The 15,805-nt window shown below is 59.9% G+C and carries 13 protein-coding genes; 9 read left to right on the top strand and 4 right to left on the bottom strand.

Annotated features, from left to right (window positions below):
• Positions 1-73: 73 nt before the first annotated feature.
• From kdgD to VCA57_RS10175, 7 genes are all read left to right on the top strand, one after another.
• Positions 74-985, top strand: a complete 912-nt coding sequence (gene kdgD / locus VCA57_RS10205) for a 5-dehydro-4-deoxyglucarate dehydratase (RefSeq protein WP_411184881.1) — start codon at positions 74-76, stop codon at positions 983-985.
• Between the two features lie 56 nt (positions 986-1,041).
• On the top strand, positions 1,042-2,484 hold the full coding sequence (locus tag VCA57_RS10200) for an aldehyde dehydrogenase family protein (protein ID WP_411184880.1): 1,443 nt from the start codon (positions 1,042-1,044) through the stop codon (positions 2,482-2,484).
• Positions 2,485-2,869: 385 nt separating this feature from the next.
• Positions 2,870-4,216: a glucarate dehydratase gene (gene gudD / locus VCA57_RS10195; RefSeq protein ID WP_411184879.1), complete on the top strand. Its 1,347-nt coding sequence runs from the start codon at positions 2,870-2,872 to the stop codon at positions 4,214-4,216.
• 81 nt (positions 4,217-4,297) lie between these two features.
• On the top strand, positions 4,298-5,644 hold the full coding sequence (locus tag VCA57_RS10190) for an MFS transporter (RefSeq protein WP_411184878.1): 1,347 nt from the start codon (positions 4,298-4,300) through the stop codon (positions 5,642-5,644).
• Between the two features lie 24 nt (positions 5,645-5,668).
• Positions 5,669-7,225, top strand: coding sequence for a galactarate dehydratase (gene garD / locus VCA57_RS10185; protein ID WP_411184877.1), 1,557 nt, complete (start codon positions 5,669-5,671; stop codon positions 7,223-7,225).
• Between the two features lies 1 nt (position 7,226).
• A complete protein-coding gene (locus VCA57_RS10180; protein WP_411184876.1) occupies positions 7,227-8,645 on the top strand; it encodes an FAD-binding oxidoreductase in 1,419 nt (472 codons plus the stop codon).
• 21 nt (positions 8,646-8,666) lie between these two features.
• Positions 8,667-9,605, top strand: coding sequence for a 2-hydroxyacid dehydrogenase (locus VCA57_RS10175; RefSeq protein WP_411184875.1), 939 nt, complete (start codon positions 8,667-8,669; stop codon positions 9,603-9,605).
• A gap of 208 nt (positions 9,606-9,813) precedes the next feature.
• On the opposite strand, the gene VCA57_RS10170 is transcribed toward VCA57_RS10175, so the two are convergent.
• The gene (locus VCA57_RS10170; protein ID WP_411184874.1) at positions 9,814-10,359 is read right to left on the bottom strand and encodes a tetratricopeptide repeat protein; all 546 of its coding nucleotides are present in this window, start codon (positions 10,357-10,359) and stop codon (positions 9,814-9,816) included.
• A 218-nt stretch (positions 10,360-10,577) separates the two neighbouring features.
• Between VCA57_RS10170 and VCA57_RS10165 the strand changes: the two genes are divergently transcribed.
• Complete coding sequence (locus tag VCA57_RS10165) at positions 10,578-11,708, top strand: M14-type cytosolic carboxypeptidase (RefSeq protein WP_411184873.1); 1,131 nt, start codon at positions 10,578-10,580, stop codon at positions 11,706-11,708.
• Positions 11,709-11,730: 22 nt separating this feature from the next.
• Here the strand turns inward: VCA57_RS10165 and VCA57_RS10160 are convergent, their stop codons facing one another.
• Together VCA57_RS10160 and VCA57_RS10155 are read right to left on the bottom strand one after the other, a co-directional pair.
• The gene (locus VCA57_RS10160; RefSeq protein ID WP_411184872.1) at positions 11,731-12,126 is read right to left on the bottom strand and encodes a GFA family protein; all 396 of its coding nucleotides are present in this window, start codon (positions 12,124-12,126) and stop codon (positions 11,731-11,733) included.
• A 190-nt stretch (positions 12,127-12,316) separates the two neighbouring features.
• The gene (locus VCA57_RS10155) at positions 12,317-13,603 is read right to left on the bottom strand and encodes an OprD family porin (protein WP_411184871.1); all 1,287 of its coding nucleotides are present in this window, start codon (positions 13,601-13,603) and stop codon (positions 12,317-12,319) included.
• Positions 13,604-14,206: 603 nt separating this feature from the next.
• On the opposite strand from VCA57_RS10155, the gene VCA57_RS10150 reads away from it, so the two are divergent.
• Positions 14,207-14,563 carry a 5-carboxymethyl-2-hydroxymuconate Delta-isomerase gene (locus VCA57_RS10150; protein ID WP_411184870.1) on the top strand — a complete coding sequence of 119 codons (357 nt, stop codon included), beginning with the start codon at positions 14,207-14,209 and terminating at the stop codon, positions 14,561-14,563.
• 103 nt (positions 14,564-14,666) lie between these two features.
• On the opposite strand, the gene gcvT is transcribed toward VCA57_RS10150, so the two are convergent.
• Complete coding sequence (gcvT, locus tag VCA57_RS10145) at positions 14,667-15,791, bottom strand: glycine cleavage system aminomethyltransferase GcvT (RefSeq protein ID WP_411184869.1); 1,125 nt, start codon at positions 15,789-15,791, stop codon at positions 14,667-14,669.
• Between the last annotated feature and the right edge of the window lie 14 nt (positions 15,792-15,805).

Below are 15,805 nucleotides of genomic sequence, written 5' to 3'. Positions count from 1 at the left end.
TGTACGATAACGTATCTCTACAGCTTCGGCTGACGCTATTTCTCACAACTCGCTTTAATAGGGTGTTCGCATAATGAATCCACAAGAACTGAAGTCCATCCTCTCTTCCGGTCTGCTGTCTTTCCCCGTGACCGACTTTGATGCTGCTGGCGATTTTCGCCCTGATACCTATGCCCGTCGCCTTGAGTGGTTAGCGCCTTACGGCGCTTCGGCACTGTTCGCTGCCGGTGGTACAGGTGAGTTTTTCTCCCTGACCGGTAAAGAGTATTCGGCCGTAATCAAAACTGCCGTCGACACCTGCGCCGGTAGCGTGCCGATTCTGGCTGGCGTCGGTGGCCCGACCCGTCAGGCGATTGAAATGGCTCAAGAGGCCGAGCGTCTGGGTGCCAAAGGCCTGTTGCTGCTGCCGCATTACCTGACTGAAGCCAGCCAGGAAGGCGTTGCTCTGCACGTTGAGGCGGTGTGCAAGTCGGTGAATATTGGTGTGGTCGTCTACAACCGTAGCGTGTGCCGTTTGACTGCAGCGCTGCTGGAGCAAGTGGCGGATCGTTGCCCGAACCTGATTGGCTACAAAGATGGCATCGGCGATATCGAGCTGATGGTTTCCATCCGTCGCCGTCTGGGTGATCGCCTCAGCTACCTCGGCGGCCTGCAAACGGCAGAAGTTTACGCCGCTGCCTACAAGGCGCTGGGCGTTCCGGTTTACTCCTCGGCGGTGTTCAACTTTATTCCGAAAACTGCGATGAGCTTCTACAACGCCATGGCCCGTGACGACCACGCCACCGTTGGCAAGTACATCGACGAGTTCTTCCTGCCTTACTTGGCCATTCGCAATCGCTGCGCCGGTTATGGCGTCAGCATCATCAAAGCCGGTGCGAAAATTGTTGGGTATGACGCGGGTCCAGTACGTACCCCGCTGACCGACTTGCTGCCGGAAGAGTACGAAATGCTCGCCGCACTGATTGAAGCTCAGGGCGCGCAATAAGCCGCATCATTCCATAGCGGTGCCTTGTGCGCCGCTTCGCAATCAGGAGGCTACTCGTGGCCAATCCACAGCGTTACGACAACTACATCAACGGCCAATGGGTCGCTGCTGCCAAGTACTCAAGCAATATCAACCCATCGGATCTGTCTGATGTGGTCGGCGAGTTCGCTCAGGCCGACGCCGAGCAGGTAGGCCAAGCCATTGCAGCTGCTCGCGCGGCTTTCCCGGCGTGGTCGACGTCCGGTATCCAGGCGCGTAGCGATGCGCTGGATAAAGTCGGCACGGAAATTCTTGCCCGCCGTGAAGAGCTGGGTGCTCTGTTGGCGCGCGAAGAAGGCAAGACCTTGCCGGAAGCCATCGGCGAAGTTGGGCGTGCCGGTAACATCTTCAAGTTCTTCGCCGGTGAATGCCTGCGTCAGGCTGGTGAGCTACTGGCCTCGGTGCGCCCTGGTGTGTCCGTTGAAGTGACTCGTGAGCCACTGGGTGTGATTGGCCTGATCACGCCATGGAACTTCCCTATCGCCATTCCTGCCTGGAAGGTCGCGCCAGCGCTGGCCTACGGCAACTGCGTGGTATTGAAACCTGCCGACCTGGTGCCGGGTTGCGCCTGGGCGATTGCCGAAATTATCTCCCGCGCGGGTTTCCCGGCCGGGGTGTTCAACCTGGTGATGGGCAGCGGCCGTGTGGTCGGTGAGGCCATCGTCGGCGACAAGCGTGTTGATGGCGTCAGCTTCACCGGCTCGGTCGGTGTCGGTCGCACTATCGCCGCCAACTGCGTGGCCCGTGGCGCCAAAGTGCAGCTGGAAATGGGCGGTAAAAACCCGCAAGTGATCCTTGATGACGCCGACCTGAAAACCGCTGTCGAGCTGTCGGTGCAGAGCGCGTTCTACTCCACTGGCCAGCGTTGCACGGCGTCCAGCCGCCTGATCGTTACTGCCGGTATTTATGACCAGTTCGTTGCGGCCATGGCCGAGCGGATGAAGTCGATCAAGGTGGGTAACGCCCAGGAAAAGGGCGTGGATATCGGCCCGGTCGTGTCGCAAGCTCAGCTTGATCAAGACCTCAGCTACATCGAGATTGGCAAGCAAGAAGGCGCGCGCCTGGTGTGTGGCGGCGAGCGTGTGAGCTGTGAGGAGGACGGTTACTACCTGGCCCCAACACTGTTTGCCGACAGCACTGCCGATATGCGTATCAGCCGTGAAGAAATCTTCGGCCCGGTTGCCAACATTGTGAAAGTTGCCGACTACGAAGCCGCCCTGGCGATGGCCAACGATACCGAGTTTGGTTTGTCTGCCGGTATCTGCACCACGTCGCTGAAGTACGCTAACCACTTCAAGCGTCATTCACAGGCGGGCATGGTCATGGTCAACTTGCCGACTGCCGGGGTGGATTACCACGTACCGTTCGGTGGCCGTAAAGGTTCGTCCTATGGTTCGCGTGAGCAAGGCCGTTATGCGGCCGAGTTCTACACCACCGTGAAGACCACCTATATCGGTTAATAGCCTGTGCTCGGATGCATGACGGGAATAGCCATCCCGGACTGCGTCCAGGCTACGGTCTTAACCGCGTAGGGTGGATAACGCTGCATCGATCCAACATGGCATTGGTGTGGTAGATGACGCTACAGGTATTCGTAGGAGGGGCTTTAGCCGCGAGCTGTTGTTAGTTTGCGAAAAAGCTCGCGGCTAAAGCGGTTCGCCGCCCGGCCCCTCCCGCACAGCTGGGTAGGGTGGATCAGGTTTCACCGATCCACCGTGGCGTCAGAGCGGTGGATGCAAAAAGCGTCATCCACCCTACGGTTTCACGCAACACGATTACCGCCCGTCGTTACACACGTACTTACACCCGTCGTTACACATGTATAAAAACAACAGGGTAATGGTCATGAATTCTCAGAACACTGCTGGTAACACACCCCTGATCACCGAGCTGCAAGTGGTACCTGTCGCTGGCCAGGACAGCATGCTGCTCAACCTGAGCGGCGCTCACGGCCCGTATTTCACCCGTAACATCCTAATTCTCAAGGACAGCGCCGGCCATATTGGTGTCGGCGAAGTCCCCGGTGGCGAAGCCATCCGCCAGACTCTGGAAGACGCCCGCGCCATGCTGGTCGGCAAGCCAGTTGGCGACTACAACGCGCTGCTCAACCAGGCACGTCGCGCCTTTGCTGACCGCGACGTCGGCGGCCGCGGCCTGCAGACCTTTGACCTGCGCATCGCCATTCACGCGGTTACCGCCCTGGAAGCCGCGCTGCTCGATCTGCTCGGCCAGCATCTTGGCGTACCAGTCGCTGCTCTGCTTGGCGAAGGCCAGCAACGCGACGCGGTGGAAATGCTCGGCTACCTGTTCTTTATCGCTGACCGCGAGCAGACCGACCTCGATTACCGCAACGAACGTGATGCCGACGATGCCTGGTGCCGCGTGCGCAACGAAGCCGCGATGACTCCGGAATCCATCGTCCGTCAGGCCGAGGCCGCGCATGCGCGTTATGGCTTCAACGACTTCAAGCTTAAAGGCGGCGTGCTGCATGGCGAGGCTGAGGTCGAGGCGATTCGTGCGCTGGCCGCGCGCTTCCCTGATGCCCGCGTCACCCTCGACCCCAATGGTGGTTGGTCGCTAAAAGAAGCGGTGTCACTGTGCCGTGATCTGCATGGCGTGCTGGCGTATGCCGAAGACCCCTGTGGTGCCGAGAACGGTTACTCCGGTCGTGAGGTGATGGCCGAGTTCCGCCGCGCCACTGGCCTGCCGACCGCCACCAATATGATCGCCACCGACTGGCGGCAGATGGGCCACACCATCTCCCTGCAATCGGTGGATATTCCCCTGGCCGATCCGCACTTCTGGACCATGGCCGGCTCCGTGCGAGTGGCGCAAATGTGCAACGACTGGGGCCTGACCTGGGGTTCGCATTCGAATAACCACTTCGATATCTCGTTGGCCATGTTTACCCACGTGGCGGCTGCCGCACCGGGTAAGGTTACCGCCATCGACACTCACTGGATCTGGCAGGACGGCCAGTACCTGACGCACAACCCGCTGCAAATCGAGGGTGGCTTGGTACAAGTGCCGAAAACCCCAGGCCTGGGCGTCGAGCTGGATTGGGACGCGCTGGCCAAGGCGCACGAGCTGTACAAGGCCAAGGGGCTGGGCGCGCGTGACGATGCCATCGCCATGCAGTACCTGATCCCCAATTGGAGTTTCGACAATAAGCGTCCCTGCATGGTGCGCTGAACCGACGAGCCGGCGCTGCGGTGGTTTTGCCGCCGTTAGCGCTGGCTCCGTCTCACTCGAATCTTCCGTTGAGTTCGCCAGATGCATGCAGCCAAACCAGGCAAGGTGCGCTACTCCATCCTGCTGATACTGTTCCTCGTTACCACCGTTACCTTTGCCGACCGTTCCAGCCTGTCGATTGCTGGCGCAGCGCTGCAGGCGGATTTGGGCATCGACGCCGTCACGCTCGGCTATATCTTCTCGGCCTTCGGTTGGGCTTATGTCATCGGGCAGATTCCCGGTGGCTGGCTGTTCGACCGTTTTGGTGCCAAGCGTGTGTATTTCATCACGCTGTTGTGCTGGTCGTTGTTCACCCTGTTGCAGGGCTTGGTCGATATGCTGCCGCTGGCCTGGACCATCGTTAGCCTGTTTGGGCTGCGCCTGGCGGTAGGCTTTGCCGGGGCTCCGTGCTTTCCCGGCAATGCGCGGATCATCGCGGCCTGGTTCCCCACCCGCGAGCGAGCCACCGCCACCGCCATGTCCACGTCGGCGCAGTATGCCGCCACTGCGGTATTTGCACCGCTGATGGGCTGGGTGGTGCAGGACATGGGCTGGCAGTATGTGTTCTTTGTGCTGGGTGGCTTGGGCCTGCTGCTCTGTGGCGTGTTGCTTAAGCGGATGTACAGCCCGCGTGAACACCCACATATTGGTGCCGCCGAGTTCGTCCATATCGAAGACGGCGGCGGCCTGATCGACCTGGCCCCGCGACCAGCCGGCGCGGGTGGTTCGCAGTGGCGCTACCTGAAATTGTTGCTGACGCAACGCACGCTAGTCGGTCTGTACCTGGGTCAGTACTGCAATAACGCGATCACCTATTTCTTCCTCACCTGGTTTCCCGTGTACCTGGTGCAGGCACGCGGCATGAGCATTCTCAACGCCGGTTTTGCCGCTTCGCTGCCGGCGATCAGTGGTTTTGTTGGCGGTGTGCTCGGTGGCCTGGTGTCGGATGGTTTGCTACGTAGCGGCTACTCCCTGAGCCTGGCGCGCAAGCTGCCTATCGTCGTTGGCATGCTGCTGGCGAGCTGCATTGTGCTGAGCAACTATGTTGAACGCGACAGCGCAGTGATGGCCTTGATGGCCCTGGCATTTTTCGGCAAGGGCTTTGGTTCGCTCGGCTGGACGCTGGTGGCCGACACCTCGCCCCGGCAGATCGTTGGCTTGTCCGGCGGGCTGTTCAACACCTTCGGCAACCTGGCGGCGATTACCACGCCTATCGTGGTGGGCTATTTGGTCAGCCGCACGGGCTCATTTGATGCGGCGCTGGTGTATGTCGGCGCTAACGCTTTGCTGGCGGTAATCAGTTACCTGTTTATCGTTGGTCGTATTCAACGGATCGAGCTGGATGACCTGTCAGGTGATCCCGTGGTCACGCCTAAGTCGTCAGCCTGATTGGTACGAGAGGAGCACTTATCCATGCAGTTGATTCCCCATCAGGATTCGCCTCGTTATATCCGCCTGCACCCAGCCGACAACGTCGGTGTGGTGGTCAATGAGCAGGGCGTGGCCACGGGTGGCCAGTTTGCCGATGGCCTCGTGGCTATCGAAGGCATCCCGCAGAGCCACAAGGTATCGCTGCAAGACATCGCCCTGAATGGCGACGTGGTGCGTTATGGCGAAGTTATCGGTTATGCCCTGGAACCCATCGCCGCTGGGCGTTGGGTCACCGAGGCGCAGCTGCGCATGCCCGAGCCGCCAGCGCTGGACAATCTGCCCAAGGCCACCTTGCCAGCCCCGCTGGTTGAGCCGCTTGAAGGCTACACCTTCGAGGGTTTTCGTAACCCGGATGGCACGGTCGGTACGCGCAATATCCTTGGCGTGACCACCACGGTGCAGTGCGTGGTCGGCGTGCTCGGCCATTGCGTGGAACGGGTGCGCAAGGAGCTGCTGCCTAAGTACCCGCATGTTGACGATGTGGTGGCGCTGTCGCACAGCTATGGCTGCGGCGTGGCGATCAACGCGCCAGATGCCGTGGTGCCGATCCGCACGCTGTACAACATCAGCCGTAACCCTAACCTCGGTGGTCAGGCGCTGGTGATCAGCCTCGGCTGCGAGAAGCTGCAAGCCAGCCAGTTGATGGATGGCGACCAGCTGACCAATGGCATGGACGAGGAGGAATGGCTGTTCCGCCTGCAAGATTCCAGCAACGGCTTCGCCGGCATGGTCGAGCAGATCATGCAGATGATCGAGGCGCGCTTGCAGGTGCTGAATGAGCGACGCCGCGAGACGGTGCCGGCCTCCGAGCTGAGCGTCGGCATGCAGTGCGGCGGTAGCGATGCGTTTTCCGGTATCACCGCCAACCCGGCTTTGGGCGTGGCCGCGGACCTGCTGGTGCGCGCCGGGGCCACGGTGATGTTCTCGGAGAACACCGAAGTGCGCGATGGCATTCACTTGCTCACGCCGCGCGCCGCCACGGTGGAGGTGGCCGATGCGCTGATCCGTGAGATGGATTGGTACGACAGTTACTTGCAGCGCGGCATGGCCGACCGCAGCGCCAACACCACGCCGGGCAACAAGAAGGGCGGGCTGAACAATATTGTCGAAAAGGCCATGGGTTCAATCGCCAAGTCCGGCTCCAGCAGCATTGCCGGGGTGGTTTCACCGGGCGAGCGGATTCGTGGCAAGGGCCTGTGGTTTTGCGCCACACCGGCCAGCGACTTTATCTGCGGCACCCTGCAACTGGCGGCGGGCATGAACCTGCACATCTTCACCACCGGGCGCGGTACACCTTACGGCTTGGCCATGGTGCCGGTCATCAAGGTGGCCACGCGTACCCAACTGGCTGAGCGCTGGCCGGATCTGATCGATGTCGATGCCGGGCAGATCACTTCCGGGCGCATGACCCTGGATGAAATGGGCTGGCACATCTTCCGGCTCTATCTGGACATTGCCAGCGGCAAAAAACACACCTGGACCGAAAAGCACAAGCTGCACAACGACCTGACTCTATTCAACCCGGCGCCAGTGACCTGATATGAGCGTTTTGCCCAATTCCCTGTTGCAGGCGCTGCACGCGGTGCTCGGCGACGCCGGCCTGATCCGCGACGCCGAGCGCATGCACAGCTACCTCAGTGACTGGCGCAATGCCTACAAAGGTCAGGCTGCACTGGTGCTGCGTCCGGCCTCGACTGAAGAAGTCGCGGCGGCGGTGCGTTTGTGCAGCGAAGCGGGCGTTGCGCTGGTGCCGCAGGGTGGCAATACCGGTTTGTGCGGTGGCTCGATTCCCGATGAGTCGGGTGCTCAGGTGGTGCTGTCGCTGACCCGCATGACACGCATTCGCGATGTCGACGTGGGCAACGAAACCATTACCGTCGAGGCTGGGGTAGTTCTCCAGCGTCTGCAGGAAGCGGCGGCCGAGGTGGGGCGCTTGTTCCCGCTGTCACTGGGTGCCGAAGGCAGTTGCACGGTCGGCGGCAACCTGGCGACCAATGCTGGCGGCACCGCCGTGCTGCGTTACGGCAACATGCGCGACCTGGCCCTTGGCTTGGAAGTGGTGTTGCCCAACGGGCGCATCTGGAATGGCCTGCGCGGCTTGCGTAAAGACAACACCGGTTATGACCTCAAGCAGCTTTTTATTGGTGCCGAAGGCACGCTGGGGATTATCACGGCCGCCGTGCTCAAGTTGTTTCCCGCTGTACGCAGCCTGACCACGGCTTGGGTGGCCTTGCCCAGCCCGCAGGCAGCGGTCGAGTTGCTCGGGCAGATGCGCAGCCTGTGTGGCGACCGCTTGACTGGCTTCGAGCTGATGTCGCGGCAGAGCCTGGAGTTTGTTCTGCGCCATGTGGCCGGCTGCAATGACCTGTTTGCCGAGGTGCATTCCTGGTATGTGCTGATCGAACTCAGTGACACCTTGTTCGATGCGCCGTTGAACGACATGTTGGAGCGCGGCTTGGCTGAGGCGTTCGAGCAGGGAACTGTCCTCGACGCAGTTGTTGCTTCCAGCCAGTCCCAGGTCGCCGCGCTGTGGGCGCTACGCGAAGGTATTTCGGAAGCGCAGAACCATGAGGGGCCGAGCCTCAAACACGACATCAGCGTGCCGGTGAGCAGCATTGCGGCCTTCGTCGCGGAGGCCGATAAGCGCTTGCAGCAGGCCTTTCCCGGTGTGCGTATTGTGGCTTACGGGCATGTCGGCGACGGAAATCTGCATTACAACATCAGCAAACCGCTGGGCGCTGAGGATGCTGGTTTTAAGGCGCAGGCGCAGGCAATCATGCACGTGATCTTCGATGTCACTGCCAGCTTTGCCGGTAGCATCAGCGCCGAGCATGGCCTGGGCCAGTCGAAACGCGACGCGGCTCGCCATTACAAGGACCCTCTGGAGCTGGAGTTGATGCGCAGCATCAAACAAACCTTAGACCCGGCAGGCCTGATGAACCCCGGCAAGTTGCTGTAACCCATTTATCAAGGAGCCCCCATGAGCAAACCCCAGGTATTGCAGATCGGCGCGTTGAGCGAGCGCTTCAATCAGGCGCTGGCTGAGCGCTATGAAGTCAGCGCACTGTGGCAGCAGGCGGACCCTCAGCAGTTTCTCAAGGAGCAGGGCGCGGCCTTCGAGTTAGTGGTGTCTTCGGCGCGTTTTGGCTGTAGCGCTGAGCAACTGGCATGCCTGCCAAATCTGCGGGCGATCTGCAGTTTTGGCGTGGGCTATGACCCTTATCCGCTGGAGTTGCTGCGTGATCGTGGCATTGCCATCAGCACCACGCCTGACGTGCTCAATGATTGCGTGGCCGACCTGGCCATGGGCTTGATCATCGACACCGCGCGTCAGTTGGCTGCATCTGACCGTTTCGTGCGGGACGGGCAATGGCTCACCGGTAACTACCCGCTAACGCGTAAAGTCAGCGGCAAGAAGCTCGGCATTGTCGGCCTCGGGCGCATTGGTCAGGCCATTGCTCAGCGTGCTGAAGGTTTTGCCATGCCGGTGCGTTATCACAAGCGCTCTGAGGATCTGAGCAGCCCTTATGGCTATGCGGCGGATCTGCAGGAACTGGCGCGCTGGGCGGATTTTTTGGTGGTGGCCTGCCCGGGTGGTGCGGCCACCCATCACCTGATCAATGCCGATGTGTTGGCCGCGTTAGGCGCGACGGGCATTTTGGTGAATATCGCGCGTGGCAGCGTGGTCGACCAAGCGGCGCTGGTCACTGCTTTGCTCGACGGCGCTCTGGGCGGTGCTGGGTTGGATGTCTTCGAGGCTGAGCCGGCTGTGCCAGAAGCGCTGTTCGGGCTGCCCAACGTGGTGCTGCTGCCGCATGTCGGTAGCGGCACGCACGAGACCCGCTTGCAGATGGAAGAGCTGGTGCTGGCCAATCTGCAGGCTTTTATCGATAAGGGCGAGATGCTGACACCGCTCTGACCCACCCAATATGAGGGCGCGCCATGTGCGGCGCATCCGTCAGAACCAGTTTACGACCTGCTTTTGCCTAGCCTGACTCTAGCTCGCTAGGTCGTAAACTGGTTCTCATATCCGGGTCAGCGCCACAAGCGCTGATTCGGTCTCTTACGTCTGTTTTACTGACACCTTGGCTGTAGCGGCGCACCACAAGTGCGCCGTTTTTTGTTGCTCAGGGCAGCGTTTTCAGCGCTTCACAGCTGGCGCTGTAGTTCTGCTGGCAGGCGCTGGTAAACAGGCGTCTGGCCTGGTTGGCGTCCTGCGGTACACCTTGTTGGCCACGCAGGTAAAGGTTGCCGAGAATATGCTGGGCCATCGGGTTGCCGCCGGCCGCCGACTGGTTGAGGTACTTGAGCATTTGCGTTGGATTGTTGAACTCGGGGTTGTCACGGCCGGTGTACAGGTAGGCCAGGCTGACGGCGGCCATGGCGTGACCTTTGTCGGCGGCCAGTTTCCACCAGTATTCGGCTTGCTTGAGGTCCTTTGTCGGTTTACCCACGAAGTACAGACTACCGAGCTGGAACTGGCTGTCGAGGTCGCCGCGATTGGCCTGGCTGCGTAGGTTGGCTTCGGTGCTAGCGTCTACAGTTTGCCCGGCGCTTGCTTGCGTGGGGTTTTCTACTGGTTGGTTTTCCGGCTTGCTCGCGCAGCCGCCTAACATTAGGCCGCCACAAAGCAATAAGGCCAGTGAGCGATGACGTAATGGCGCAATGTTCATGCGAAGTGTTGCTCCCTTGGGTGATCGTGAGTGCGCCGCCGAACAGCTGGCGGGTAAACACAAGACTGCAGGCTCGCATGCAAGTTGCGCCGCCGTCGAGCAATCCGCCGTGTTGATTCGCTAGTATCCGTATCGATTTGTCGTCTCCGGCGTTTCGCATAAGCGCTGGAGCTGCGATTCTTGGCCATCTTTGCGTTACCCAGAGCTTTGAGGTTCCCATGCAGATCAGCTCCAACTTCGACAGCGGCAATATCGAGGTCATCGACGCCAGCAACCCGCAGCAGGTGCGACTGGCGATTCGTCCTGATTTCAATAGTGGGCATTTTCAGTGGTTTCACTTCAAGGTTGCTGGGTTGCAACCAGGGCAGCGCTACGGCTTCAGTCTGGGTAATGCTGGGCAGTCGTCCTATCCCCATGCCTGGTCGGGTTATCACGCCGTGGCGTCCTACGATCAACGCACCTGGTTTCGCGTGCCCAGCCGCTTTGAAGAGGGGGCGCTGAATTTCGACGTTGAGCCGCTGCATGCGCAAATCTGGTTCGCCTACTTCGAGCCTTACAGCCGCGAGCGCCATGCGCAGCTGATTAAGGACGCGCAGCGCTTGGCCGGTGCTGAGTTGTTTGCATGCGGCACAAGCCTTGAGGGACGTGCTATCGAGTTGTTGCGCATCAGCCGCACCTCACAGGCACAGCGCAAGATCTGGCTGATCGCCCAGCAGCATCCCGGTGAGCATATGGCCGAGTGGTTTATGCAAGGACTGATTGAGCGCCTGCAAAACCCTGATGATGCCGAGCTGAATGCTCTGTTGGAAAAGGCTGATCTGTACTTGGTGCCGAATATGAACCCGGACGGCGCCTTCCGTGGTCACCTGCGCACCAATTTCGCTGGGCGTGACCTCAACCGTGCCTGGCAGTCAGCCAGCGAGGCAGAAACTCCCGAGGTGTATTTCGTCCAGCAGCAGATGCGCGCGGTCGGGGTTGATCTGTTTCTGGATATCCATGGTGATGAAGAAATCCCCCATGTATTTACTGCCGGCTGCGAAGGCAATCCGGGCTTTAGCCCGCGCCTGGAGCGCCTTGAACATCAGTTCAGGCAGTTGCTGATTGATAACGGTGCTGAGTTTCAGACCACCTTCGGTTATACCCCCGACCAGTTCGGCCAGGCCAACACGACCTTGGCTTGCAATGCCGTTGGGATGGAGTTTGATTGCCTGGCCTTCACCATCGAGATGCCCTTTAAGGACCACGATGATCGGCCTGATCCATGCACTGGTTGGAACGGCGAGCGCTCGATGCAACTGGGTAAGGACGTGCTCAGCGTGGTCGCCGCGATGGTTGATGATTTGCGCTAAGCGCCTGCTTGGGACTATCTAGCTAGGGGCGTTCCGCGTACTGCGGGAGGTCATCATGGATGCACAGCCACTCGGCTTTCGACGCGGTGAATATATGCGCCGAGGGCTTGATGTCTAAAGGTGTATCCAGGGTGCCGATACGCAATCTGACAACCTCTGGCGCGTTTTCACGGCGGCTGATGATGGGTGAGGCGCATACCGAGCAGAACAGCCGTTGTACGCCCTCAGCGGTGCGAAAAACGCTCAACTGCGCTTCGCCTTGAACAATCCGAAAATCCTTGGCAGGCACCGGTGCATTGGCCGCGAATGCCGAACCGTTGGCTTTGCGGCAGCGCGAGCAGTGGCACAGCAGCACGCTGTCGATTTCGTGGTTGATCTCATAGTGGATTGCGCCACATAGACAGCTGCCCTTATGCATGCAATATCTCCTGCTGGTTTCGTGGTTAAAGGCTTCGGTAAGCGGCACGTTTAGGTGCCGTGGGGGACTCTACAAGAATATGCGGGAATGGTATGAACACTGCCGTGAATGCGGGTAGAAAAAAGCCCGTCGCAAGGACGGGCTGAAAGTTTCACACACAAGGAGTAATCAATGCCGGTGTTGCGGTGGATTACAGCAGGGACAGCGGGTAGTTGATGATCAGGCGGTTCTCGTTAGCATCGGCGCCTACGTCGCGACGGATGTCGGAGTTGCGCCATTTCACGTTGAGGTTTTTCAGCACGCCGCTTTGTACGGTGTATGCCAGCTCTGATTCACGGCCCCATTCTTCGGCGTCAGTGCGTGTGCCGGTATGGATGTTGTCGCCGCTAACGTAGCGGTTCATCAAGGTCAGGCCAGGGATGCCGAGGCCAGCAAAGTTGTAGTCATGACGCAGCTGCCAGGAGCGCTCTTCAGGGTTGTCATAGCTGGACATGAAACCGTCGTTGACCAATGTGCCGCCGCTAGCACCGTCGATGCGCATGAACTTGGTGTCGCCATCCAAGTGCTGATAGGCCAGGGTAAACGCGTTGTTGCCGGTCTTGGCGGTGAAGCTGCCCTGATAGACCTTGTTGTCCAGCTTGCCGGCCTTGGATGCGCCTTCGTCCTTACCGTCGACGTAGCCGAGGTTGGTGCTGAGCACCCAGTCGCCGACCGGTTGGCTATGGGTCAGTTGCACGTAGCTCTGCTGATAAACATCTTCCAGGCGGGCATGCCAGACGCCGACCATGGTGTTGTTGCCGTTGAACTTGTATTCACCGCCGGCGAAGTTGAAATCATCGCCTTCGATACCGCCGAAGCTCATTTCTTCACGGCTGGCATCGTTACGCTGGCTGTTCTTCCAGAACTGTCCGCCGTACACGGTTAGGCCATCGATTTCACCGGAGGTGATCTGCGCGCCCTGGAAGGTTTGCGGTACAGCGCGACCGTCGTCCGCACGCAGGATTGGCAGGACGGCGAACCACTCACCAACTTTCAGTTCAGTCTTCGACAGGCGAGCTTTGGCGGCTACGGCGGTGCGGCCGAAGCTGTCAGGCGCATGGCGATTGCTGTTAACGCCAGTCCCAGAACTGAGGTCATGAACCGGCAGCGAGCCGGAGCCGATTGTGCCTTTGCCGCCATCGAGCTTGATAGCGCCCATGGACAGTACATCCAGGCCAAAGCCTACGGTGCCTTCGGTAAAGCCGGAGCGCGCGTCGAGGATCAGGCTCTGCGTCCACTCGGCGGCCTCGCCCTGGTCATTCCCCTGAACCTGGCCGCCGGTGTGGTTAATAAAGTTACGGTTGAAGTAGTAGTTGCGCAGGCCGACGGTGACCTTAGCGTCGTCGACAAAACCTGCAGCCTGGCTGCTGAGTGGTGTGGCAAGGGCCATGCAGCCAGCGCTGAGCAGGGCGAGTGAGAGGGCGGTACGTGCAGTCATTGTTGTTGTGCTCCCATTTTTTAACAAGCCGTTCCCTTGCCAGGCTGAGTTGCCAGCTGCGCGTAAGGAACGAGTGAGTTGCCCCATGCCAGGGCGACCAGCGCACCCTCAGTAGGGGCACGCTGCTGCTTCGGGCTTAGCCGTCGGCGAATTCGGTAGGGGTGGACGAGGGTCGTCGGAGCACCCTGTTGGCGCGCAAATGCTTGCGCTGCACATACAGGTTGGCTGAGCTTGGGTGCTGGTACGCCGATGTGGCGTGGGCGACAGTCATCATGCGGAGACCTTGATTTTTGTTTTTATGATTTGTTGTATGTTGTCATACAACATTGGTCGGATTATCGACAGCCTCTGCTGGGTTTGTCAACGTATGCCTAGACCAAAGTTGAATAGGTAAAACGCTGCTGGTTATCGAGGTTGAGGCTGTATGTCTTATGGTTAAAGGCATGTGGCAGTGCTTTAGCATCGAAAAAGCTGCGCTGGGCCGGTGAGTCGTGCTGTGTAAGCCTCTACCTATGGAGGCGTACAGCCTATTATTTGGCTTTGGTTGTGCGACAACGTATGACAAATTAAGCGTTTTACTCAACAGCATTTCCGGAGCCGCCCATGCCGCACTGCCTGATTGAAGGCTCGCTAACCCTGACGCGACTGATCGCACCGTCGGAATTACTGGCGCTGGTCGAACAGGCGGCGGCCGCCACGCAGTTATTCCAGCCGGGTGAGGTCAAGTTACGTCTGAGTCTGTATGAGCACTTCAGCGTGGGCGGTACGCAGGAGGATTTTGTCCACCTGATCTTCTACATCCTGGCCGGGCGCACGGATGAGCAGAAGCGCTTGTTGTCTCGGCAGGTTGTGCGTGCGCTGGTGGAGCGCTTGCCGAGTGTCAATGCGCTGTCGTTGGACGTGCGCGATATTGACCGCGAGGTGTTCAGTAACAAGCGCAGTTGCTTGTTGCCTGACTGAGTGGCTCGCGACGAAACGGCAACAGAGCCTAAGTGAAATCCGCGCGGTATCACCGCGCGGATCAGGCTGCGCCAACCTGGCGTTTGGCGCAGTACTGTAAGCGTTAGCCGCGGTAATAACGCTGGGCTACGAATGGGGTTTTGGCCACTTTCATCGCTACGCGTTTGCCACGCACAATGGCCCACACGTCACTGTCTAGGGCGATATGGCTGCTCTTTACATAGCCCATCGCCACCGGCGCGGCGAGGCTAGGGCCGAAGCCGCCACTGCACACCGAGCCAATCACCGCGCCGTCGGCATCGACGATTTCTGCGCCTTCACGCACCGGCACGCGTTCCTGTGGCAGCAGCCCGACGCGTTTGCTGGCGACGCCTTCCTGCTGCTGGGCGAAGATCCGCTCGGCACCCGGGAAGCCGCCAGCGCGTGCGCCATCAGCGCGGCGTGGCTTGGAGATGGCCCACAGCAGGCCGGCTTCGATAGGCGTGGTGGATGTGCTCATGTCGTGGCCATACAGGCACAGACCGGCTTCCAGGCGCAGCGAATCACGCGCCCCAAGGCCAATGGCCTCGACTTCCGGCTCGGCCAACAGGCTGCGTGCCAGGGTTTCGGTGTGTTCGGCGGGTACCGAAATTTCGAAACCGTCTTCACCGGTGTAGCCAGAGCGGCTGACATAACAATCGACACCGAGCAGGCGCAGCGGGGCGAATTGCATAAAGGTCATCTTCGCCACTTCTGGTGCCAGGCGCATCAGTACGTCGACGGCTTGCGGACCTTGTAGGGCGAGCAGGGCGCGGTCTTCGAACAGGCTTTCGATTTCGCACTGGCTGCCAATGTGTTGTTGCAGGTGCGCCAGGTCTTGGTCTTTGCAGGCGGCATTGACCACCAGGAACAGGGTGTCGTCACCCAGGTTGGCGACCATCAGGTCGTCGAGGATGCCGCCGTTTTCATCGGTGAACATGGCGTAGCGCTGCATGCCGACCGGCAGATCAATGATGTCCACCGGCACCAGGCTTTCCAGCGCTTTAGCGGCATTTGCACCACGCAGGACGATCTGGCCCATGTGCGATACGTCGAACAGGCCGGCAGCGGCGCGGGTGTGCAGGTGCTCTTTCATCACGCCGAGCGGGTATTGCACCGGCATGTCATAACCCGCGAACGGCACCATGCGTGCGCCGAGTCCGATATGCAGGGCGTGTAGCGGGGTTTTCGCCAGGGTTTCAGTGGTCATGCGTTTCTCCAAGT

This window comes from Pseudomonas sp. (assembly GCF_046581935.1).
Classification (GTDB): domain Bacteria; phylum Pseudomonadota; class Gammaproteobacteria; order Pseudomonadales; family Pseudomonadaceae; genus Aquipseudomonas.
Note: the sequence above shows the minus strand (reverse complement) of the source record. Positions and strands in the feature narration are given on the sequence as shown.